The organism is Tenacibaculum aiptasiae (assembly GCF_008806755.1).
Classification (GTDB): domain Bacteria; phylum Bacteroidota; class Bacteroidia; order Flavobacteriales; family Flavobacteriaceae; genus Polaribacter; species Polaribacter aiptasiae.
The window spans coordinates 709,894-733,199 of the sequence record NZ_WAAU01000008.1; the positions used below are offsets into that span (position 1 = coordinate 709,894).

Sequence of the window (23,306 nt, forward strand, 5' to 3'; positions counted from 1 at the left end):
AAATCAACTATCTTTGCACTCTTAAATTCATCAAATGAGATTACATAGAAATTTAGTTTACGCAGTAATAGATAGTTTGCGTGACGTTTTTAATGAAGAGGTTTATGCTGATAAAGCTGTAGAGAAAGCATTAAAGAGAGATAAGCGATGGGGAGCACGTGATAGAAAGTTTGTTGCTGAAACAATTTATGACATTGTACGATGGAAACGATTATATGCAGAAATTGCCAATGTAAAGGCTCCATATTCGAGACCAGACCTTTGGCGTTTGTTTGTAGTTTGGTGTGTATTAAGAGGTATTAAATTACCAGATTGGAATCAAATTGAAGAAACTCCAACTAGAAGAATTAAAGGGAAATTTGATGAACTTTCTCAAATTAGAAAATTTAGAGAGTCTATTCCTGATTGGATTGATGAACTTGGAGTTCAAGAATTAGGAGAAGAAGTTTGGACGAAAGAAATTGCAGCTTTAAATAAAAAAGCAGATGTTATTTTACGTACCAACACTTTAAATATATCTAAAGAAAGTTTACAAAAACAATTAAGATCTGAAAATATAGATACTGAATTTGTTAAAGGATGTGATGATGCTTTACGTTTAGTTGAAAGAGCTAATGTATTTAAAACTGAAGCTTTTCATAATGGACTTTTTGAAGTTCAAGATGCTTCTTCTCAATTAGTAGCTTCTTATTTAGATGTTGAACCAGGTATGAAAGTAGTGGATACTTGTGCTGGAGCTGGAGGAAAAACATTGCACTTAGCTTCTTTAATGAAAAACAAAGGGCAAATTATTGCTATGGATATTTATGAAAGTAAATTGAAAAAACTAAAAATTAGAGCTCGTAGAAACAAAGTTCACAATATTGATACTAAAGTTATCGATTCTACCAAAGTAATTAAAAAATTACACGGAAAAGCCGATAGAGTATTAATTGATGCTCCTTGTTCTGGTTTAGGTGTTATTCGTAGAAATCCAGATAGTAAGTGGAAATTACAACCTGAATTTTTAGATAACATTAAAGAAGTACAACAAAAAGTTTTACAACAATACTCTAAGATGGTAAAACCTGGAGGGAAATTAGTTTATGCTACTTGTTCTGTTTTACCTTCTGAAAATCAACAACAAGTTGAATTCTTTTTAGCTTCTGACGAAGGGAAAGATTTTACTTTTGTAAAAGATCATAAAGTCTTAGCACATCAATTTGGCTTTGATGGTTTTTACATGGCTTTATTAGAAAGAAAATAAGAATTAAATTATTTCTACATAAAATAAAAAGGCTCGAGATTTCTAAATCTCGAGCCTTTTTTCAATCAACTATTAAAAACTAACTAATCACTAAACTAACTGTTAAGTAATTACACTTATATGACGACAACTTTTTCAAATTGTTACAGTTATTGTTTTTAGTTTAACACTATTTTAAGATTGATTATTTAACTCTTAATTTTTGACCAACCATAATAGTTGCTTTTTTTAAGTTATTTAGTTTTTTTAATTCTTCTACCGATAATTTATAATTCATAGCCACTCTATATAATGTTTCTCCTGATAAAACGATATGGTACTTAAATCCAACATTCTTTTTCTCTGTTTTATCGTAATACCCATAATCATCGTCGTGATCATGGTCATGGTTTAAAACATTAACATCTCCATTATAAAAAGCTTTCTTTTCTTGCTGATTGTGAGCATATCCTAAAATAACTTCCTCTCCTACTTCTATTTTAGATTTAGAAAAACTGTTCAACTCATGAAGCTTTGCAATATCAAAACTATATTTTTTTGCTATTGAAATTAAAGTTTCGCCCTCTTTTACAATATGAATTATTGTTGGATCAAATACAGTGTCTTCTATAGGTTTTAATGCTGGAGTTTTTGGATATCTTTTTGAAATTTTACCTGTTACCAAATTTTTATAAGCTCTTTTTCCATTTTGTTGAATTCTGGTCCATCCTTCTGGTAATCCTTTTTTTTGTGCATAACTATTAACCCCCATCAATAGCAAGAGTATAAAACTCAATTTTATTTTCATTGCTTTATTTTTTAATCCCCTTTTGTTGTTCTTCAAATATATAATAATTTTTAAATTTTGATTTATAGCTCTTTATAAGTATTTTTAGAAATCAACTAACGTAAATTTCAACTTATGACTAATTCAAACAAACCTCAAAAACGATTCTGGGTTATTGCTGTTATTTCTCTACTATGGAATGGTATGGGAGTAAATCAATACTTACAGCAAGCATACAACACTGATGCTTTTAAAGCCATGTATCCTGATGAAAAAGTAATGGAGATGGTACAAAACACCCCTTCTTGGGCAATGGCTGCTTTTGCTCTTGCTGTTTTTGGTGGCTTTATAGGTAGTATCTTTTTATTACTTCGCAGAAAATTAGCAAAACCTATGTTTTTAATTTCTTTAGTAGCTATTGTAATACAAATGTTTTACAATCTTTTTATGAGTGGAGCTATGGAAGTTTATGGTCCAGGAGCTGTAATTATGCCTATTATGGTTATTGGCTTTGCTTTATTTATCTTATGGTATACTAAAAGATCTGAAGCTAAAGGGATATTGTCTTAGAAAATTATAAAATATAAAAGCTGTCTTTTACAAGACAGCTTTTTTTATTCTAATAAAACAAAAATAAACTCCGCTACACAGGCTGGTTTTTCTTGTCCTTTTATTTCTACTAAGCAATCAAAAGTTAGTTTTTTACCATTACTAAAATCTTCAATTTCCTTTAAAGAACTGACCAATCTTAATTGACTATTAACTGGGACTGGGTTGGGAAAACGAACTTTATTTAAACCGTAATTCAATCCCATTTTTACACTTTTAATTTCTATTAAATCTGAAATTAACTCAGACAACATCGAAACTGACATAAATCCATGTGCAATAGTTGTTCCTGTTGGTGAATATTTAGCTGCTTTTTCTTCATCTACATGAATCCATTGTTTGTCTAAAGTAGCATTTGCAAAATCATTTATCATTTCCTGAGTTACTGTAAACCATTCTCCTACTGGTAATGATTTTCCTTTTAAACTATGCAATGCATCTAAATTTTCAAATACTAATTTCTCCATTTGTTATAACTAATTATTTACCAAGTATATCCTTTTTTATTTTTGGTAACTCTAATTCATATTTAACAACAACGGTTCTTATTATTATGATAGCTGCTGCCGATAAAATAAATCGCAAATCTTCATTCAGATTAAAATTACCTAAAATTAAATATATAACTCCTCCTGCCAAACAAGCAGAGGCATAAATTTCTTTTTTAAAGATTAGAGGAACTTTTCTAGTAAGAACATCTCTAATTACTCCTCCAAAAACAGCAGATACCATTCCCATAACTAAAGCTACAAACGGATGCAATTCATAACTCAATCCTTTTTGTAGGCCTAATAAAGTGAACACACTAATTCCAATAGTATCAAACAGAAACATTGTTTTACGCAAAGGAGCTATTTTACTTCTAAATAAAAATGTTACTCCTACAGCAGTTAAAATTGTCCAGATATAATTAATATCACCAATCCAATTTATAGGATGCGCATTAATTAAAACATCACGTATCATCCCACCTCCTACTGCGGTAACAAAAGCAATAATAATGACTCCAAATACATCGAAGTCTTTTTTCATTGCTACCAATGCTCCACTTATTGCAAAAGCAAAAGTTCCTGCGATATCTATAGCATAAATGATACTCATTTATATATTTATTTCAGAAAATTCAATTTTTAGTTTTCTTTCAACTTCTTTAATATTATTTCTTTCATTATTAAGAATTAATACTAAAGAAACTCCTTTTTTTCCAGCTCTGGCTGTTCTTCCACTTCTGTGTGTATAATATTCTAGTTTTTCTGGCAATTGATGGTGCAATACAAAACCTAAGTTTTGTACGTCAATTCCTCTGGCAGCAACATCTGTAGATACAATAACTTGAAGATTTTCCTTTTTAAAAGCACGCATTACTTTATCACGTTCTTTTTGTTGCATATCTCCTTCTAAAGCTTCAACTGAAAAACCTTCCTCTTTCAACTCTTTTGCTAACTTTTGTGCACCCGCTTTTGTTCTTGAAAAAATGATTCCTCTTTCCGATTGTCTTTTTTCTAAAAACTTAATAATTACATCAACTTTCTCAGGTATTGTAGTTTGTACAAACTGATGAATTATGTTTGCATTTACCAATGAGTTTTTATTTATTTCAACTTGTTTAGCTGAAGCATTCATATATTTTTTAATTATGCTTCTAATCTCATCGGGCATCGTTGCAGAAAACAACCACGTTTTTCTAGTTCCTGAAGTATATTTTAAAATACGATTCAATTCTAATTTAAACCCCATACTCAACATTTCATCAGCCTCGTCAAGTACTAGCATTTTAATATCCTTTAAATTTACCTCACCTCGCTCTATCAAGTCAATTAAGCGTCCAGGTGTAGCTACTATTACATGTGTAGTTCTTTGTAAATTTTTAATCTGGCGATCTATTTTCTCTCCTCCATAAACAGCTTCAACAAAAATTTTACCATCTACATATTTAGTAAACTTAAATAACTGCTTTTTAATTTGCTGAACTAACTCTCTTGTTGGCGATAATATTAAGGCTTGAGTTGTATTTTTTGAAGGATTTATTTTATGTAAAACTGGTAAACCATAAGCTGCAGTTTTTCCTGTTCCAGTTTGTGCTAACCCAATAAAATCTGAGTTGTTTTCTAATAAATATGGTATCGTTTCTTTTTGAACTTCGGTAGGAGTTGTTATCCCTAACTCTTTTAATCCTTTAACATATTCCTTTCGTACTCCTAAAGCTGTAAATGTTGTCATACTATTAATTTATAAGTGCAAAGATATTGCTTATTTTTATCCTAAAAGTAGGTTTGTTACTTCTTTAGTTATTCTTCTAGGTCTTTTCGTTTCTGCATCTAATAAACAAAATGTTGTTTGCGACTTTACAAGTAATAATTCTTCTTTATAAATTTCAAAATGACGCACCGATTTAATACCTTCTGTCTTTCCAACCCAAGTTTTTACAGTTATCTCATCTCCTAAAACTGCTTGATTTTTATAGTCAACTTCATGTCGAATTACAAACCAAACATAATCAGGTTTTGGAACATTTTTTATAAGTTGAGTCCAATGAGCATTTGATGCGTCTTGCATCCATTGTACATAAACTACATTATTCACATGATTATACTCATCAATATCTTTTGATGTTACTATAATTTTTTTTTCGTAAAGATTCATTTAACAAACTTACAAGAATGATGTTAATTATTACTTAAATCTTTGTTTCATTTCTTTCAAGTATGATAATATTTAAGATATTCGAATGCTAGAATTTAATTATGAATAAAATAACCAACAAATTTGGTACTGAAAAAATTAGTAAACTTCTTTTAAAGCAAGCTATCCCTGCTTCTATTGGGATTTTAGTAATGTCTTTAAATATGATTGTAGATACCATTTTTGTTGGTAGGTGGATTAGCGTTATGGCTATTGCCGCTATTACTGTTGTATTACCTATAGCTTTTTTCATCTCTTCTATTGGTATGGGAATTGGAATTGGAGGTAGCTCCATCATATCAAGAGCATTAGGTAGAAAAGACACTTTTAAAGCTTTTGAAGTATTTGGAAATCAAATAAGTTTAACAGTTGTTTTATCTATTCTATTTGTTTTAATAGGAACCTTTTTTTGTTTCCCTGTTTTACAATTATTTGGTGCTAATGGTAATATTGTAGCTCCGGCTGCGGAGTATTTTCACGTAATCATATGGGGAGTTCCTTTTTTAGCCTTTGCTATGATGGGGAATCCAGTAATTAGAGCCGTTGGCAAACCTAATTACGCTATGTTTACTTTAATATTTCCTGCTATTTCAAATATTGTTTTAGATATTTTATTTATAAAAGTTTTTAACCTTGGAATGTTTGGTGCTGGACTTGCTACATCTATTTCTTATGGAGTTAGTGGTTTATTCGTCTTATGGTTCTTCTTATCAAAAAACACCGAATTAAGAATTATTCCTAAATTCTTTATGATTAATCCAGTAATTTTAAAAGAAATTGTTGCTTTAGGAGGAATTACAGTAGTACGTCAAGGAGTAATTAGTTTACTTATAATTATTTTAAACTTTACATTATTCAAATATGGTGGTGAAATAGCAATTGCTGTTTATGGTATTATAAATAGAGTAATGATGTTTGCACTATTCCCTGTTTTGGGTGTTACACAAGGTTTTTTGCCTATTGCAGGTTATAATTATGGAGCTAATGATTCTGAAAGGGTTAAAGAAACCATTAAAACTTCTATACTATTTGGTACTATTATAGCTTCTGTGATTTTTGTTCTAATTATGTTATTTCCTTCTCAATTGGTAGGACTTTTTACAAACGATAAAGAATTATTAAGTAGTACTCCTAATGCTTTAATTATTGCTTTCCTAGCTACTCCTGTTATTACAACACAATTAATTGGATCGGCTTATTTTCAAGCTGCCGGTAAAGCTTTACCTGCCTTAGTATTAACTTTATTAAAACAAGGTATTTTCTTAATTCCATTAGTTTATATTTTACCAAGATTTTATGGAGTTAATGGTGTATGGATGTCGTTTCCAATTGCTGATATTTTATCTACTTTAGTTACTTTCTTTTTCTTACAAAGAGAGATTCGATTAAACCTACAAAATAAAAATTAACACTTCTTTTTAATTCAATATTAAAAAAACACATATCTTTGAAACGTTCATTTCAAATAAATGCCAAAAGTAGAAACATTTAATAAAGAAGAAGCAATAAAGCAAGCTACTGGAGTTTTTCATCGTAAAAGCTACAGTTTGACTTCTATGCAAGATTTGGTAGATGCTACTGGTTTAAACAGATCTAGTATTTACAATTCATTTGGTAGTAAACTCGATCTTTATATGCTGTGCTTAAAATATTATCAATCAACATTTAAGTGTAATGTTGATGAAGTTACTAGTAAAGCAGCAACTCCAATAAAAGCTATTGAAGCTATTTTTTTATTGAATGTTAGAAACAATATTGATAATAAAAACATAGGTTGCCTTATTAATAATTGTACTTCTGAAATGGCCAATCAGGAAACAGTTATTGAAGGTTTTTTAAATAATAATTATAATAATATGATTCAATTATTAGGAGACCTTATAGAAAAAGGACAGTTGGAAGGTTCTATTAACACTAATAAGTCTTCAGATCAATATGCACATTACTTACTTAACTCTTTACAAGGCTTAGGTATTTCTGGTATCATAATGAATGATTATAGTCGTTTAGAAAGTATCGTAAAAACAACACTTTCTATATTAAATTAATTTTTTTTAACTCATTTTGAAACGAACGTTTCAAATAAAAACAACTAAACATGAATAAATTACAAAACAAAGTAGCAGTAATAACAGGAGCTAATAGTGGAATTGGATTAGCAACAGCAAAATTATTCTTAGAAAACGGAGCTAAAGTAGTATTAGCAGGAAGAAGAGAAAGCGCTTTAAAAGAAGCCACTACTGATTTAGAAGGTGACTTTATTACTGTAGTAGCTGACGTATCTAAAGAAGAAGATAATACACAACTAATAAAAAAAACTGTTGATAAATATGGAAATATTGACATTTTATTTTTAAATGCAGGTATAGCTCCAGTTACTCCTACTACAGATATCACAGCTGAACATTATAATGAAGTTTTTGATATTAATGTAAAAGGACCAATACTAGCTACAAAAGAAGCTTTACCTTTTATGAATGATAAAGGAAGTATCTTATTTACAAATTCTATAGTTCATCAGAAAGGCTTTGATGGACTAGCTGTATATTCAGCAAGTAAAGGAGCATTAAGAGCTTATGCTAGAGTTCTTACTTCAGAAGTAAAATCGAGAGGTATACGTGTAAACTCTATTGCTCCAGGACCAATTGACACTCCTATTTATGGAAAAATGGGATTACCACAAGAGGTAGTAGAAGAAATGGGGAAAGGTTTCGCTACACAAGTACCGTTAGGTAGATTTGGAACTTCGGAAGAAATCGCAAATACTGCATTATTTTTAGCTTCTGATGAAGCATCATTCATTAACGGTGTAGAATTAGAAGTTGATGGTGGTTTAAGCCAAATATAATTCTATAAAAACAAAAAGCTGAGATATATTCTCAGCTTTTTCTTATAATAATGACTCTCCATTTAAATTTGTGGTAAGAATATCACTCATCAAATTAAAATAAGGTCGCAATGCTTTAAATGAATTATCTACTTCTTCTGCAAAATTACTTGACAATACCTCTTCATCAGTAAAATTTCTGATAGCTATAAAACCTTTCTTTTTAATTAAATCAATTGCTTTATGCTCTTTATCAAATCCTTTGGGAGCTGTTTTTAACTCATCTCCTTCTAATTTCCCTCCAAAATATTTAACAAATTTCTCTTCAGATAAAATTTCTCTAATTTCACTATCATCCAGTTCAAATTCTTTTCTTATTCGAAACAAGTCTTCTTTTTCTGGTTGCCAAAAACCACCTCCTAAAACAGTATCACCTGGCTTTACTTGTAAAAAATAACCTCCTCGTAATTCTTTACCATTTCTTGAATACGAAACTGCAAATCGAGGATTGTAAGGTGTTTTATCTTTTGAAAAACGTACATCTCGATAAATTCGATATATTTTCTGTTTAGCTATATCATCATGCATTTCTAAATTTTCATAAATTTTAGAGAATACATCTTTAGCGTTACCAAGAGAGGCATCGTATAATTTTTTATTCTCAGCAAACCAATCTCTATTATTATTAGCTTCTAATTTTTTTAAAAACTGAAATGTTTGTTTTTCAAATTGCATAAATCCTAAATTAAAAAATCTAAGGTACAAAAAAACTCTATCGAATTGCTTCAATAGAGTTTGTAATATTATCTTAAAATTGATTACACATTAAATCTGAAGTGCATTACATCTCCATCTTTAACAATATAATCTTTTCCTTCAATTCTCATTTTTCCAGCTTCTTTTACTTTCGCTTCACTACCGTAAGTTTCATAGTCATCAAAAGCAATAGTTTCAGCTCTAATGAAACCTTTTTCAAAATCTGTATGGATAACTCCAGCAGCTTGAGGCGCTGTAGATCCAACAGGAATAGTCCAAGCTCTTACTTCTTTAACACCAGCTGTAAAATATGTTTGTAAATCCAATAATTTATAAGCCGATCTAATTAAACGAGAAACACCTGGCTCTTCTAAACCGATATCAGCTAAGAACATTTGACGCTCTTCATAATCTTCTAATTCAGTAATATCAGCCTCTGTTCCTACTGCTAAAACAATAACCTCAGCATTTTCATGAGCTACAGCTTCTTTTACTTTACTTACATAATCGTTTCCAGACACAGCTGAATTTTCATCAACATTACATACGTATAAAACAGGTTTAGATGTAATGAACTGTAATGGCTTTACAAATTCCTCTTCTTTTTCTGTAAACTCAATAGAACGAACAGATTTACCTTCTAATAAAGTAGCCTCTACTTTCAATAAAATTTCTAACTCAACTTGAGCTTCTTTATTTCCAGTTTTAGCAGTTCTTTTTACACGCTCTAAACGTTTTTGAACTGTTTCTAAATCTTTTAATTGTAATTCTATATCAATAGTTTCTTTATCTCTAACTGGATCTACAGAATTATCTACGTGTACAATATTATCATTATCAAAGCAACGTAATACATGTAAAATTGCATCAGTTTCTCTAATGTTTGCTAAAAACTGGTTTCCTAACCCTTCTCCTTTACTTGCTCCTTTTACCAATCCAGCAATATCTACAATCTCTACAGTAGCAGGTATTACTTTTTCAGGAACAACTAATTCTTCAAGTTTTTCTAACCTAGCATCAGGTACGTTTACTACTCCTAAGTTTGGCTCAATAGTACAAAAAGGAAAGTTTGCACTTTGTGCTTTTGCATTTGATAAACAATTAAACAATGTTGATTTTCCTACATTTGGTAGTCCTACAATTCCAGCTTTCATTCTATTCTTTTATTGAAAATTTTGCGATTGCAAATATACATATTTGGTTTCTATTTTTATCTAATTATCAATTCTGAATTCTCTTAATTTTAGTTTTAAATATATACCCTTTACATTTTTTTTATTTTTTTGTGTACTTTTAACTGCAAACTAACTTCTCTATAATGAAGAATTTATCTGATGAAATCTTATGGAAATCTTTAAAAGATGGAGATTTAAAAGCCTTTGAAGTGCTCTTCAAAAGTTATTATAGTACACTTTATTCATATGGTTTAAAAATTTCAAAAGATCCTATTTTAACAGAAGATTCTTTGCAAGATTTTTTCATTTACATTTACGAGCACAGACAAAACCTAAGTGATTTAAACAGTATTGCTCCTTATCTATTTGCATCTTACAGAAGACTGATAATTAAAAAATTACAAAAAAACCAAAAAAGACGTTTTGTTAGAGATATTGATGAGAAGATGGTTGATATTCAATTTACTGCTGAAGAAACATTAATTCACCAAGAATCTGAATCTTTTAGAGATAAAAACTTGGCAGTACTTTTAAACAAACTACCTAAACGACAACGAGAGGTTATTTTTTTAAAATTTCATTGTAATCTTAAAACAGCTGAAATAGCTGACACTATGGAAATTAACTATCAGAGCGTTGTAAACACATTACATAAAGCTTTAAAAAGCTTAAGATATAACATAAAAATTTCTCAATTATTTAATTTGTAAATTTGCCCTCCCAAAAAGAGTATATAATTTATTAGAAACTCTTATTATAGATGCAGGGAAACTTGTTAAGTTAAGAATATGACAAAAAAAACATTCAATATTATAACAGACTTTATAGAAGATCCTTCTTTTGTAAACTGGGTTAAAAAAGAAAAGCTTTCTGATGAAACTTTTTGGGAATATTGGCTGGAAAACAACCCTGATAAAAGAGAAATTGTTGAAGAAGCTAAGGACATTGTCTTGGGTATTCAATTAAAGAAAACAATTGTTCCTGAAGAAAAAATTGATTTTGAATGGAATAAGTTTAAATCCGCAATAAAAGAAAAGCAAGAAAAAACTACAGTTAAAAAAGAAACAATTTCTAAACCTAATTATAATAAATGGCTAGGTATTGCTGCTAGTTTTATTTTAATTTTAAGTGTTGTTCTTCTTAAACTTTCTGATTCTGGCACTATAACTCATGAAACTGGTTATGGAGAAATTTTAGACTTAAAATTAAAAGACGGAAGTTTAGTTACATTAAATGCAAATTCTTCTCTTTCTTACAAAAAGGATAATAGTAGAAAAATTTGGTTAAAAGGTGAAGCCTATTTTCAAGTAGACAAAAAACAAACTACCAATGCTAAATTTTGGGTAATTACGGATGATTTAGAGGTTGAAGTATACGGAACTGTTTTTAATGTAAACACTAAAGAAGAAAAAACACAAGTATATTTAGAAGAAGGAAATATATGGCTAGCTTTAAAGAATGGTGACTCTAAAAAAATGCTTCCTGGCAACTTTATATCTTACTCTTCTAAAGAAAATAAAATCTTAGTTGAACAAGAAAATATTTCAGCTGAAGAACAGACTTCGTGGAAGAATGGTACTTTAACGTTTAATAATTTATCATTAGAAGATGCTTTAAAAAAGGTTACTGAAACTTATGGTTATGAAGTAATCTTTAGAGACAATGAAAGTAAGCATAGTTTAATTACAGGAACTGTACCTACAACCAATATTGATATTTGCTTACAAGCCATTAAAAAATCAGTAAATGTTGAAATAATTAAAGAAAACAGTAAATTAGTCGTTACTAAAAAATAATTATGTAACCTATTTAATGTCTTTCAATAAACATTTTTTCTTATTATTACTGCTGATAGGTTTATATTCTACAAAAGTTTTTTCTCAAAAAAAAAGGCCTGTTACTCAACTATTAGACTCATTAAGTAAAAGGCATAATATTCATTTTACCTATAAATCAGATTTACTTAAAAACAAGACAGTCGATTTAAATACTTTTGACAATTTACCTTTAAATAGATCTATTGAATTATTAAAGCAAACTACTTCTTTAACTTTGGATTACTTAGGAAATAATTATTATGTTATCTATGCCAAAGACACTCCAAAATCAAACAATACTTCAGAAGTACAGGATACCTCAACATTAAATCAAATAATTAATGATTCTATTCAAAAAGCTAATAGTATTTTCTTAGTAAAGGGTATTGTACTAAATAAAAACCTACAGCCTATTGAAGGAGCTAGTATTATTGAAGATAATACACAAAACGGAACCATTAGTCTTCCAAACGGAACATTTTCTCTAGCACTAAAAAGTGTAAGTAATTTAATAAGAATTAGTCATGTAGGATACCTTAATCAAACTATTGAGTTTCAAAAAAAACAACTACAAATTATTCTTAAAGACGATTTGTTTTTAGAAGAAGTACATATTGTAGGGTCAAGAAATAAAAACAGATCTAAAAAAGATGCACCTGTTGCTACCGACATTATTAATATTGACAAAACAATAGATAATAGTGGACTCACAGAGGTTAATGAACTATTAGAATTTGCTGTCCCTTCTTTTAATGCTACTAAACAATCAGGCGCCGATGGTGCCGATCATATTGTTCCAGCAACTTATAGGGGGTTAGGTCCAGATCAAACCTTAGTATTAATTAACGGTAAAAGAAGACACCAAGCTTCTCTAATAAATCTATATGGAACAAGAGGAAGAGGAAACTCTGGCACCGATTTAAACGCTATCCCTAGTTCGGCCATCAAACGCATAGAAATTTTAAAAGATGGTGCTTCAGCCCAGTATGGTTCAGATGCCATTGCTGGAGTTATTAATGTTGTTTTAAAAGACACTACTAATATTTTATCGGCCAATACAACTTTTGGCTTTCATAATGCAAATCCAAGCATTCAAAATATAGCACCTATAAATACCATAGATGGTCTTACCTATAAAGTAGATGTAAACTATGGCTTCAAAATAAAAGAGAAAGGATTTATCAACTTTAGTACAGAATTTCTATCAAAAGACCACACATTTAGAGCTCCAACTGAATTAAGACAAAAATATGGAGAAGCAGCTTCTCAAAATGTTAGTTTATTTTTTAATTCTGAAGTTCCTATCAAGAGAAATATTTCATTTTATGCTTTTGGAGGTTATAACTATAGAAATACAGAAGCTTTTGCTTTTTCTCGAGATGCTGATAGTGAAAGAAATGTTTTAGCTATTTACCCAAATGGTTTTAATCCTTTAATTACCTCTGATATTTCAGACAAATCTATGTCTGTAGGTATCAAAACAAACTTTAAAAATTGGAATATTGACTTTAATAACACCTATGGAAGTAATAACTTTCATTACACTATTAAGGAAACCTTAAATGCTACATTACAAGAAAACTCTCCTACAGAATTTGATGCTGGTGGGCATCAATTAATGCAAAATACCACCAGTATAGATTTCTCTAGATATTTTATGCAGTCATTAAAAGGTATAAATGTTGCTTTTGGTTTTGAGCATAGAATTGAAAACTATCAAATATTTGCAGGAGAAGAAAGTTCTTACAGTGCTTACGATATAAACGGAAACCTTGTAAATTCTCAAACTCCAAACTCAGACTTAGTAATTTATAACGGTTTTGTAAGACCGGGAGGATCACAAGGTTTTCCTGGATATTCCCCCATGAATGAAGTCAATGAAGACAGAACCAATTTTAGTTTCTATATTGATACTGAGTTTGACTTTACAAGAAAGTGGATGTTAGCCACAGCTATTCGATATGAATACTATAATGATTTTGGCAGCACATTAAATACCAAGCTTGCTACTCGAATAAAATTATCTCCTAACATAAACATACGAAGTTCTTTTAGTACAGGTTTCAGAGCTCCTTCTTTAGCTCAAATTTATTATAATTTAACTTTTACAAACTACTTAGGAAATTTACCCGTTGAATCTTTATTAGTAGCTAACAACAATCCAATCACACAAAAACTAGGAATTGATAAACTCAAAGAAGAAAAAGCCATAAACACTAGTTTCGGTTTTGCTGCAAATTATAAAGACTTTAGTTTTTCTGTAGATTCTTATTATGTTTCTATTAAAGATAGAATTATTTTAAGTGGTATTTTCGATGCCACTAATTTAGGTGTAGGTAATGTAGATAACATACAGTTTTTTGCCAATGGAGTTGATACAGAAACTGTAGGTTTGGATTTAAAAGCTAGATGGTTAAAAAAAATTGGTGATTCAAAATTATCCATAAACTTTAACGGTAATATTAATAGAATGTCTATTAGTAGAATTAAAAATCAAAATTTAGACAAAGAAACTTTCTTTGGAATTAGAGAACAACATTTCTTATTAGCCTCTGCTCCTAAAAGTAAATTCAACTTAGGTATAAATTATCAAAAAAATAAGTTTAGTTCTAATTTGAATATTACAAGATACAGTGGCTTAAAACTTATTGATTGGCAAATTCAAGAACCTATTTACTACTTCAATAATTCTGAAGAAGAGAGAATTGCTGCGGCTACAGATATCTATGAACCTAAATATACTGTTGACATTAATTTTAGATATCAATTATTTAATTTTTTAAACTATCAATTAGGAATTAATAACTTATTTAACACCTACCCTACTGTTCAAGGAAGCCATGTAGATAGTGGAGGTCTATGGGATGCTACTCAAATGGGAACAAACGGTACATTCTTCTATACTAAGTTAAGTTTTAAACTTTAAAATATTTTTTTCATAAAAAAAGAGTATAAAAAAATATTCTTCGCTTATTAATAGTATAACGTACAACTCAATTAAGAATAAACTTCTTAAATAACTAACGTTTTTTCTATTAATCAATCATATATTCATGAAAAAAATTACATTACTAATTTTCACAATACTATTTACTAGTGTTACTTGGGCTCAAACAAAAATAACTGGGTCAATAAAAGATACTAATAACAATCCATTGCCTGGAGCAAACATTTTAGAGAAAGGAACTTCTAATGGAACTAGCTCAGATTTAGATGGAAATTTTAATTTAACAGTTAAAGATGGAGCAATATTAATTATTAGTTTTTCTGGTTTTGAAACCAAAGAAGTCCCTGTAAATGGAAAAACTAGTTTTAATATTACTTTAAATGAAGGACTACAATTGGATGAAGTAATCATAGTAGGTTCAAGAAATGCGAAAAGAACTGCTGTTGATACTCCTGTACCTGTAGATATTATTGATGTACAAGATCTAGCTACTAAAAATGGTAAGGTTGAAGTAAATGACATTTTACAATTCGCTGCTCCTTCATTTAATGCTACTAAGCAATCTGGTTCAGATGGAGCTGACCATATAGTTCCAGCATCATTACGTGGTTTGGGACCTGATCAGACATTAGTTCTTATTAACGGAAAAAGACGTCATCAATCATCATTAGTAAATATTTTCGGTACAAGAGGACGTGGAAATTCTGGAACAGATTTAAATGCTATTCCTGCGGCTGCAATAAAACGAATTGAAGTATTACGTGACGGTGCTTCTGCTCAATATGGTTCAGATGCTATTGCTGGAGTTATCAATATTGTTTTAAAGGATAACACAGACGGAGTAACTGGAAGTTTCGGATATGGAATATACAGTACAAACGTTGGTAGTGGTTGGGAAGCTGCAACAGGAGAAACCTTATACAATGTAAATGGTAAAAACAGATTAGACGGAAAAGATAAAAGTTTTGATGGAGGTACCTTTAAATTTGACTTAAACTATGGAGCTAAATTAAATGACAGAGGTGGTTTTGTTAACTTTACTACTGAATTGTTATCGAAAGATAGAACCTTAAGACCAGGGTTTTCATGGAGAAAAGGATATGGTAGCGCAGCTATTGATGGTTTTAACTTCATGGTAAATTCTAGTTTACCTATTAACGACAACACAGAAGTTTATGCTTTTGGAGGTAGAAACTTTAGAGATACTGATGCTTATGCTTTTTCTAGAAGTAGTTTTGCTGATGGAGATAATAGATCTGTTCCTAGTCTATATCCTAATGGATTTACTCCTAGAATTACCTCTAATATTACAGATATTTCTATTTCTGCGGGTATTAAGCACAAATTGAACAACGGATGGGAAGTAGATTTTAATAATACTTATGGAGAAAATAAATTCCATTACTTTATAAAAGATTCAAATAATGCTTCTTTAAAAGATGCTTCTCCTACAGATTTTGATGCTGGAGGGCATAGTTTATCACAAAATACCACAGGTATTAATTTTACTAAATACTTAGAAAATACTTTAAATGGTATCAATTTAGCTTTTGGTATCGAATATAGAACTGAAAACTTTATTATATTTTCAGGTGAAGAGGCTTCTTACGGGCTTTATGACAACAACGGCGTTTTAATCACAAATCCTGCTACTCAAACTGTTGCTACTGATAGTAATGGAAATGATTTACCTGGTGGTTCTCAAGGATTCCCTGGATATAGTCCAGATAATGAAATTGACAGGTCTAGAAGTAATGTAGGTATGTACTTCGACTCAGAATTTAATTTTTCAGAAAAGTTTTTAGTAGGAGCTGCTCTTAGATATGAAGATTATAGTGACTTTGGAAGTACTTTCAATTTTAAACTAGCTTCTAGATTTAAAGCAAGTGAAAACTTAACTTTCAGAGGATCTATTTCATCAGGATTTAGAGCTCCTTCATTAGCTCAGTTATATTACAACTTAAAGTTTACAAACATTGTTAATGGACAATCTTTACCATCTTTATTATCTGCTAATAATAGTACTGTTACAAGAGCTTTTGGTATTCAACAATTAAAAGAAGAAAAAGCTTTTAATACAAGTTTAGGCTTCACATATAAAATTGGTGGATTTACTGCTACTATTGATGCTTATTCTATTACTGTAGATGATAGAATTATTTTAACTGATAATTTTGATGCTTCAAGTTTGAACTTGGGAGTTGATGCTGCTCAATTCTTTGCAAATGGTGTAGATACAAAAACACAAGGTTTAGATATTGTATTAAACTATAAAAAGAGTTTTAATGATCATAAAATTAATATTGGTTTAGTAGGAAACTTCAACGATACAAAAATCAAAAGCATAAATACTCCTACAACTTTACAAACAACCTTAGGGTTAAGCGCTGAAGAAGCAGAACTAACGTTCTTTAGTCCTTTCTCTCAAGCTTACTTAAGAGCTTCAGCACCTGATCATAAATTTAATTTAAACTTAGGATACTCCTATAAAAAATTCGATACTAATTTAACTTTTACAAAATTTAGTGAAGTACAATTATATGATTTCCAATGGGTAGATACTCCCCCAAAATCACAAGCAGACGTTGCTGCTTTATTAGATCCAGCAAAAGGTTCAGTAGATACTTATGAATCAGCTATTACAACCGATTTAAGTTTTAGTTACGCTTTTACAGATAAGTTAAAATTTACCATTGGAGGTAATAATATTTTTAACGTATACCCTACTCCACAATTTGATGGATGGACTGACCAAGGAGGTTTAGCAGACTCTGTGCAAATGGGCTCAGATGGAGCTTACTTTTTTGCAAGATTAGGTTTTAAATTATAATCCCCACTTCTCATTTACTTGTGTTATTATATGTAATGAAAAACACCCAAACTAGTTAGTTTGGGTGTTTTCTATTATTAGATGAATAATAAATTATCTATTCATTATGCATAAAACTTTGTTTTGCTAATAATTCTTCTTCAGTTTCAACATTATCATCATCAGGCACACAACAATCTACAGGACAAACTGCAGCACACTGAGGCTCTTCATGAAACCCTTTACATTCTGTACATTTATCAGCTACGATATAATAAATTTCATCAGATATAGGTTCTTGTTCTTCATCTGCATTAGCATTTTTACCATTAGGTAACACTATATCTCCTTCCAAATCAGTACCGTCTGCATACTTCCAATCTTCAGCTCCTTCATAGATAGCTGTATTTGGACATTCTGGTTCACATGCACCACAATTTATGCATTCATCAGTTATTATAATTGCCATAATTAATCTGTTTCAGTTTTTGTAACTTTGCAAGCGCAAAAATAGTTCCAAATTAATTTAGAAACAAAATAAATGGATACAATCCAAAATAGAATCGCTGCTTTTGTAAAATTAGGAGAATTTTTAAGTCAATTCACTCAAAAGAATGTAGCACAAAAAGATACAGTTGAATTTAACGACATTTTTTTTGATGGTTTTAAACATCAATTAAAAATTGCTGGAGAAAATAATACTTGGTTTACGAAAGATCAATTATTATTCGCTACCGAAAATTGGTCTAAGGCATTAACTGAAACTTCTATACAAAAATGGATTTCTAATGAAAATTTAGGTCATAATGAAACTAAACAAGTTGCTATTATTATGGCTGGGAATATTCCTTTAGTTGGATTTCATGACTTCTTATCTGTTTTAATAGCTGGACATTCTGTTTTAGTAAAGCAATCTTCTAACGATAAGCACTTATTACCTTTTTTAGCTAAATATTTAGAATTTGTTGAACCAGAATTTAAAGATAAAATTACTTTTACCGAACAAAAATTAACTGATTTTGATGCTGTAATAGCAACAGGAAGCAACAATACTGCTCGTTATTTTGAATACTATTTTAAAGACAAACCTAGTATTATCAGAAAAAACAGAAACTCAGTTGCTATTTTAACAGGAAATGAAACCAAGGAAGATTTTGAAAAATTAAGTGAGGATGTTTTCCGTTATTTTGGATTAGGGTGTCGTTCTGTTTCTAAATTATTTGTTCCTAAAAACTATGATTTCGATTCATTCTTCAAAGGGATGTATAATAAACATGAAATCATTAACAATGTTAAATATGCTAATAACTACGATTATAACAAAGCGGTATATTTAATGAGTGAATTTGATATTTTAGAAAATGGGTTCCTTATGATTAAAGAAGATCAAAGCTATGCCTCTCCTATTGCTTCAGTTTTTTATGAATATTATGAAAATGCTGATGATTTAAAAATTAAACTTTGGGAAGATAAAGATCAAATTCAATGTGTAGTTGCTAACAATTTTATTGATAATGAAATTGCATTTGGCCAAACACAACATCCTCAATTATGGGATTATGCAGATGGTATAAATACTCTTGAATTTTTAGCAAAAATTTAAAGATTAAACTCCATAAATTTGCACCTTTGCTATTAACAAACACAACTACAAAATGAAAAAACATAACTTTAGCGCAGGACCATGTATTTTACCAAAAGAAGTTTTAAAAAAAGCTTCTGAAGCGGTTATAAATTTTAATAACGATAATTTATCATTAATTGAAATATCGCATAGAAGTAAACCTTTTGTTGATGTTATTGAAAATGCAAGAAGTTTAGTTTTAGAATTGTTAGGTCTTGAAAATAAAGGTTACAAAGCTTTATTCTTACAAGGAGGTGCCAGTAATCAGTTTTTAATGACAGCTTATAATTTACTAAATAAAAAAGCTGCCTATTTAAATACAGGAACTTGGAGTTCTAAAGCAATTAAAGAAGCAAAGTTATTTGGAGAGCTAGTTGAAGTAGCCTCTTCAAAGGATAAAAACTTTAATTATATTCCTAAAAATTATACAATTCCTACCGATGTAGATTATTTTCACTGTACTAGTAACAATACTATTTACGGAACGCAAATGAAAAGTTTTCCTGAAACTAATGTTCCTTTAGTTTGTGATATGAGTTCAGATATTTTTTCACGTCAATTAGATTTTTCAAAATTTGATTTAATCTACGCGGGAGCACAAAAAAATATGGGTCCAGCGGGTACTACATTAGTTGTTGTAAAGGAGGTGATATTAGGAAAAGTAGAAAGAATTATTCCTTCAATGTTAAACTACCAAGTTTTTATTGATAAAGAAAGTATGTTTAATACACCACCTGTATTTGCAGTATATACTTCTATGTTAACATTAGAGTGGTTAAAAGATTTAGGAGGAATCGAATTTATTGAAAAAGTAAATCAGCAAAAATCAGCTCTTTTATATAATGAGATTGATCGCAATCCTTTATTTAATGGAAATGTAGCAAAAGAAGACAGAAGTCATATGAACGCTACTTTTACTCTAGCTGATGAAAAATTAACAGAAAAGTTCAACACTATGTGGCATGAAGCTAATATAAATGGTTTAAATGGTCATAGAAGTGTTGGTGGATATAGAGCAAGCATGTACAATGCATTACCCTTATATAGTGTACAAGCTTTGGTAGATGTAATGCAAGAACTAGAAAGAACAGCATAAAAAAGTTATTGGAAGAATTAGGTTAAACTATTTCTCGTAATAACAATATAGATTTAAGATGAAGATATTAGCAAATGACGGAATTTCTAAAAGCGGAATAGAAATTTTAGAAAGTAAAGGATTTGAAGTAATCAGCACAAAGGTTGCTCAAAATCAGTTAGAAAACTATATAAACGACAATAATATTGATGCTATTATTGTTAAAAATAACACACAAGTTCGTCAAGAATTAATTGAAGCATGCCCAAGTATTAAATTAATTGGTTGTGCAGGTGTTATTATGGATAATATTGATGCTGATTATGCGGTAGATAATGGTGTTCATGTAATAAACACTCCCTCTGCAATTTCAAACGCAATTGGAGAATTAGTTTTTGCACATCTTTTCGGAATTACCCGTTTTTTACATCAATCAAATAGAGATATGCCTTTAGAAGGTGATTCTCGTTTTAACACCTTAAAAAAACAGTATGCAAAAGGTGTGGAGTTAAGAGGTAAAACAATTGGTATTATTGGTTTCGATAGTATCGGACAAGCCGTAGCTAAAATAGCTTTGGGAGTTGGTATGAACGTAATAGCAACAGATTCAAATGTAGAAAGAGCTACAATTAACATTCCTTTTTTCAATGGACAATCGGCAAATATTGAAATAGAAACTACTTCTTTTGATGAAGTTATCAAAGAAGCCGACTTTATCAGCTTACATCTTTCTAACCAAGAAGATTATATTCTTGAAGAAACTCAGTTTAACAATATGAAAGATGGTGTAGGAATTATTAATACTTCACAAGGAAATCTTATTAATGAAGTTGCTTTAGTAAACGCTATTGAAAGTGGTAAAGTAAAGTATGCAGGTTTAGATGTATTTGATAACGAACCTACTCCTGCAATTCAATTATTAATGAACCCTGAAATTTCATTAACTCCACATATAGGTCCTCTAACTTTAGAAGTTGAAGAAAGAACAGGAGTTGAATTAGCAAACCAAATTATTAAATTACTTTCTGAATAATTTATGGCAATTGTAAAACCTTTTAAAGCAGTAAGAGCTACTCGTGATAAAGTAGCTATGGTTTCATCTAAATCATATGAAATTTATACTTCAGAGATGTTAAAAGCTAAATTAGCGTTTAACCCTTATTCTTTTCTACATGTAATTAATCCTGGATATAAATATCATAAAGAAGATATTAGTGGAGAACAACGCTTTAAATTGGTACACAATCGTTATTTAGAATTTAAAGAAGATAAAATTTTCACTCAAGACGAAGCACCTGCTTTTTATATTTATCAAAAAACAACTCCTACAAATTCTTTTTGTGGAATTATAGCTGCAACCTCAGTTGAAGATTATCATAATGATGTTATAAAAAAACATGAAGGAACTCTTAGAGAACGAGAATTACTCTTTGAAAACTATTTAAAGAATACAGGATTCAACTCAGAACCTGTACTCCTTACCTACCCTGATAATGATGTTATTGAATCTATCATCAAAAAATATCAGGCTGAAAGAGCTGAATATGAATTTTCTACTACCGACAAGGATCATCATTTATTATGGATTGTAAATGATAAAAATGATATTGAGCAAATAACAAAAGCATTTGACAATGTCGATACTTTGTATATAGCAGATGGGCACCATAGATCTACTTCTTCTTGTTTACTTGCTAAAAATTTAGCCAAAGACAATCCAAATCATATCGGTAAAGAAAAATACAACTCATTTATGAGTTACTTACTACCAGAAAGCCAATTAAGTATTTATGAGTTTAATCGTTTCATAAAAGATTTAAATGGTTTAACTCCTGATGAATTTTTAATTGAATTAGATACTTTTTTCAGAATTGAAAATAGAGGTCAAGAATTATACAGACCTAAAGAGAGACATCACTTTAGCATGTATTTAAATGGAGAGTTTTATGCACTGTACCTTAGAAAATCTGCTTATGAATTTACTGATTCTTTAAGTCGACTAGATGCACAAATTCTTTATACAACAGTCCTAAAACCAATTTTAGGTATTAATGATATTAGAAATGCATCAAAAATTATCTATTCACAAGATAAATCAGACAGTTTAGAATTAAAAACAAAAGTTGATAGTGGAGATTTTAAAATTTCTTTTGGAATGTTACCAACCACTATTGAAGAACTAAAAAATATTGTAGATTCAGGAAAATTAATGCCTCCAAAAACTACCTATATTGAACCAAAATTAAGAAGTGCTTTAACTATTTATGAATTCTAATATGATCACTGGAATTAAAGAAAATCTTCAAAAAATAAAAAATAGTATACCAGAAAACGTAACCTTAGTTGCTGTTTCAAAAACCAAGCCAATAGCTGACATTCAAGAAGCTTATGAGGCTGGCCAACGTGTATTTGGTGAAAACAAAATACAAGAAATGGTTAATAAGTACGATAACTTACCTAAAGATATTAAATGGCACATGATAGGTCATTTACAACGAAACAAGGTTAAGTACATGGCTCATTTTGTTGATTTAATTCATGGTGTAGATAGCTTTAAAACTTTGAAAGAGATTAATAAACAAGCTAAAAAACACGGTAGAGTTATCAATTGTCTTTTACAAGCTCGTATAGCTAAAGAAGATACTAAATTTGGATTATTATTTTCTGATATTGAAGAAATATTATCTTCAGAAGAGTTATCTGAACTAGGACATATAAACATTGTTGGTTTAATGGGAATGGCCACATTTACTAATAATCAGCAACAACTTCAAGAAGAATTTTCGTCATTAGCTAATTTTTTCAAGAAAAATCAGGAAAAATACTCTAACCTAAATACACTTTCAATGGGAATGAGTGGTGACTATCAATTGGCTATTGAAAACGGAAGCAATATGGTTAGAATTGGTAGTTCTATTTTTGGAGTTAGAAATTATATTGTTTAAATTTACATTAATCAGCTAAAAAGAGAAA

At 29.8% G+C, this 23,306-nt stretch carries 22 protein-coding genes; 14 read left to right on the forward strand and 8 right to left on the reverse strand.

The features are described from left to right. Positions 1 to 34 precede the first annotated feature (34 nt). The gene (locus F7018_RS06185; protein ID WP_150899142.1) at positions 35 to 1,246 is read left to right on the forward strand and encodes an RsmB/NOP family class I SAM-dependent RNA methyltransferase; all 1,212 of its coding nucleotides are present in this window, start codon (positions 35 to 37) and stop codon (positions 1,244 to 1,246) included. A gap of 184 nt (positions 1,247 to 1,430) precedes the next feature. Here the strand turns inward: F7018_RS06185 and F7018_RS06190 are convergent, their stop codons facing one another. Then, positions 1,431 to 2,033, reverse strand: a complete 603-nt coding sequence (locus tag F7018_RS06190; protein ID WP_150899143.1) for a LysM peptidoglycan-binding domain-containing protein — start codon at positions 2,031 to 2,033, stop codon at positions 1,431 to 1,433. Positions 2,034 to 2,147: 114 nt separating this feature from the next. On the opposite strand from F7018_RS06190, the gene F7018_RS06195 reads away from it, so the two are divergent. Continuing rightward, entirely contained in the window at positions 2,148 to 2,582 is a 435-nt protein-coding gene (locus F7018_RS06195) for a hypothetical protein (RefSeq protein ID WP_150899144.1), read from the forward strand. 44 nt (positions 2,583 to 2,626) lie between these two features. Here the strand turns inward: F7018_RS06195 and F7018_RS06200 are convergent, their stop codons facing one another. Genes F7018_RS06200 through F7018_RS06215 form a run of 4 tightly spaced genes read right to left on the reverse strand, consistent with a single transcriptional unit; the run spans position 2,627 to position 5,264 of the window. Next, positions 2,627 to 3,088 carry a MaoC family dehydratase gene (locus tag F7018_RS06200; protein ID WP_150899145.1) on the reverse strand — a complete coding sequence of 154 codons (462 nt, stop codon included), beginning with the start codon at positions 3,086 to 3,088 and terminating at the stop codon, positions 2,627 to 2,629. A 13-nt stretch (positions 3,089 to 3,101) separates the two neighbouring features. Beyond that, positions 3,102 to 3,722, reverse strand: a complete 621-nt coding sequence (locus F7018_RS06205; protein WP_150899146.1) for a trimeric intracellular cation channel family protein — start codon at positions 3,720 to 3,722, stop codon at positions 3,102 to 3,104. Beyond that, entirely contained in the window at positions 3,723 to 4,841 is a 1,119-nt protein-coding gene (locus tag F7018_RS06210; protein ID WP_150899147.1) for a DEAD/DEAH box helicase, read from the reverse strand. A gap of 36 nt (positions 4,842 to 4,877) precedes the next feature. Beyond that, positions 4,878 to 5,264, reverse strand: coding sequence for an acyl-CoA thioesterase (locus F7018_RS06215; protein WP_150899148.1), 387 nt, complete (start codon positions 5,262 to 5,264; stop codon positions 4,878 to 4,880). A gap of 101 nt (positions 5,265 to 5,365) precedes the next feature. Here F7018_RS06215 and F7018_RS06220 point away from each other — a divergent pair, with 101 nt between their 5' ends. The 3 genes from F7018_RS06220 to F7018_RS06230 are packed head-to-tail and all read left to right on the forward strand — an operon-like array spanning position 5,366 to position 8,151. Then, positions 5,366 to 6,712, forward strand: coding sequence for an MATE family efflux transporter (locus F7018_RS06220; protein ID WP_150899149.1), 1,347 nt, complete (start codon positions 5,366 to 5,368; stop codon positions 6,710 to 6,712). A 60-nt stretch (positions 6,713 to 6,772) separates the two neighbouring features. Then, the gene (locus F7018_RS06225; RefSeq protein WP_150899150.1) at positions 6,773 to 7,351 is read left to right on the forward strand and encodes a TetR/AcrR family transcriptional regulator; all 579 of its coding nucleotides are present in this window, start codon (positions 6,773 to 6,775) and stop codon (positions 7,349 to 7,351) included. A 50-nt stretch (positions 7,352 to 7,401) separates the two neighbouring features. Beyond that, positions 7,402 to 8,151, forward strand: coding sequence for an SDR family NAD(P)-dependent oxidoreductase (locus F7018_RS06230; protein ID WP_150899151.1), 750 nt, complete (start codon positions 7,402 to 7,404; stop codon positions 8,149 to 8,151). A gap of 42 nt (positions 8,152 to 8,193) precedes the next feature. Here F7018_RS06230 and F7018_RS06235 read toward each other — a convergent pair whose 3' ends face one another. Both F7018_RS06235 and ychF read right to left on the reverse strand, forming a co-directional pair. Continuing rightward, entirely contained in the window at positions 8,194 to 8,865 is a 672-nt protein-coding gene (locus tag F7018_RS06235; protein ID WP_150899152.1) for a DUF2461 domain-containing protein, read from the reverse strand. 83 nt (positions 8,866 to 8,948) lie between these two features. Next, the gene (ychF, locus tag F7018_RS06240) at positions 8,949 to 10,040 is read right to left on the reverse strand and encodes a redox-regulated ATPase YchF (protein ID WP_150899153.1); all 1,092 of its coding nucleotides are present in this window, start codon (positions 10,038 to 10,040) and stop codon (positions 8,949 to 8,951) included. A 164-nt stretch (positions 10,041 to 10,204) separates the two neighbouring features. On the opposite strand from ychF, the gene F7018_RS06245 reads away from it, so the two are divergent. The 4 genes from F7018_RS06245 to F7018_RS06260 all read left to right on the forward strand — a co-directional run bounded on the left by F7018_RS06245 (position 10,205) and on the right by F7018_RS06260 (position 17,655). Then, positions 10,205 to 10,771 (forward strand): RNA polymerase sigma factor, encoded by a 567-nt coding sequence (locus F7018_RS06245; protein WP_150899154.1) that lies wholly within the window; start codon positions 10,205 to 10,207, stop codon positions 10,769 to 10,771. Positions 10,772 to 10,849: 78 nt separating this feature from the next. Next, positions 10,850 to 11,857 carry a FecR family protein gene (locus F7018_RS06250; RefSeq protein WP_150899155.1) on the forward strand — a complete coding sequence of 336 codons (1,008 nt, stop codon included), beginning with the start codon at positions 10,850 to 10,852 and terminating at the stop codon, positions 11,855 to 11,857. Positions 11,858 to 11,873: 16 nt separating this feature from the next. Continuing rightward, complete coding sequence (locus F7018_RS06255) at positions 11,874 to 14,804, forward strand: TonB-dependent receptor (RefSeq protein ID WP_150899156.1); 2,931 nt, start codon at positions 11,874 to 11,876, stop codon at positions 14,802 to 14,804. A gap of 127 nt (positions 14,805 to 14,931) precedes the next feature. Beyond that, positions 14,932 to 17,655, forward strand: a complete 2,724-nt coding sequence (locus F7018_RS06260; protein ID WP_150899157.1) for a TonB-dependent receptor — start codon at positions 14,932 to 14,934, stop codon at positions 17,653 to 17,655. Positions 17,656 to 17,752: 97 nt separating this feature from the next. Here the strand turns inward: F7018_RS06260 and F7018_RS06265 are convergent, their stop codons facing one another. Continuing rightward, entirely contained in the window at positions 17,753 to 18,103 is a 351-nt protein-coding gene (locus tag F7018_RS06265) for a 4Fe-4S dicluster domain-containing protein (RefSeq protein ID WP_150899158.1), read from the reverse strand. Positions 18,104 to 18,175: 72 nt separating this feature from the next. Between F7018_RS06265 and F7018_RS06270 the strand changes: the two genes are divergently transcribed. The 5 genes from F7018_RS06270 to F7018_RS06290 are packed head-to-tail and all read left to right on the forward strand — an operon-like array spanning position 18,176 to position 23,278. Next, the gene (locus F7018_RS06270) at positions 18,176 to 19,237 is read left to right on the forward strand and encodes an acyl-CoA reductase (RefSeq protein WP_150899159.1); all 1,062 of its coding nucleotides are present in this window, start codon (positions 18,176 to 18,178) and stop codon (positions 19,235 to 19,237) included. A 52-nt stretch (positions 19,238 to 19,289) separates the two neighbouring features. Beyond that, positions 19,290 to 20,354, forward strand: coding sequence for a 3-phosphoserine/phosphohydroxythreonine transaminase (gene serC / locus F7018_RS06275; RefSeq protein ID WP_150899160.1), 1,065 nt, complete (start codon positions 19,290 to 19,292; stop codon positions 20,352 to 20,354). 58 nt (positions 20,355 to 20,412) lie between these two features. Next, positions 20,413 to 21,366 carry a D-2-hydroxyacid dehydrogenase gene (locus F7018_RS06280; RefSeq protein WP_150899161.1) on the forward strand — a complete coding sequence of 318 codons (954 nt, stop codon included), beginning with the start codon at positions 20,413 to 20,415 and terminating at the stop codon, positions 21,364 to 21,366. Positions 21,367 to 21,369: 3 nt separating this feature from the next. Beyond that, positions 21,370 to 22,608 (forward strand): DUF1015 domain-containing protein, encoded by a 1,239-nt coding sequence (locus tag F7018_RS06285; RefSeq protein ID WP_150899162.1) that lies wholly within the window; start codon positions 21,370 to 21,372, stop codon positions 22,606 to 22,608. Further along, the gene (locus tag F7018_RS06290) at positions 22,598 to 23,278 is read left to right on the forward strand and encodes a YggS family pyridoxal phosphate-dependent enzyme (RefSeq protein WP_246175059.1); all 681 of its coding nucleotides are present in this window, start codon (positions 22,598 to 22,600) and stop codon (positions 23,276 to 23,278) included. The genes F7018_RS06285 and F7018_RS06290 overlap by 11 nt, the downstream gene beginning before the upstream one ends. Positions 23,279 to 23,306: the final 28 nt, after the last annotated feature.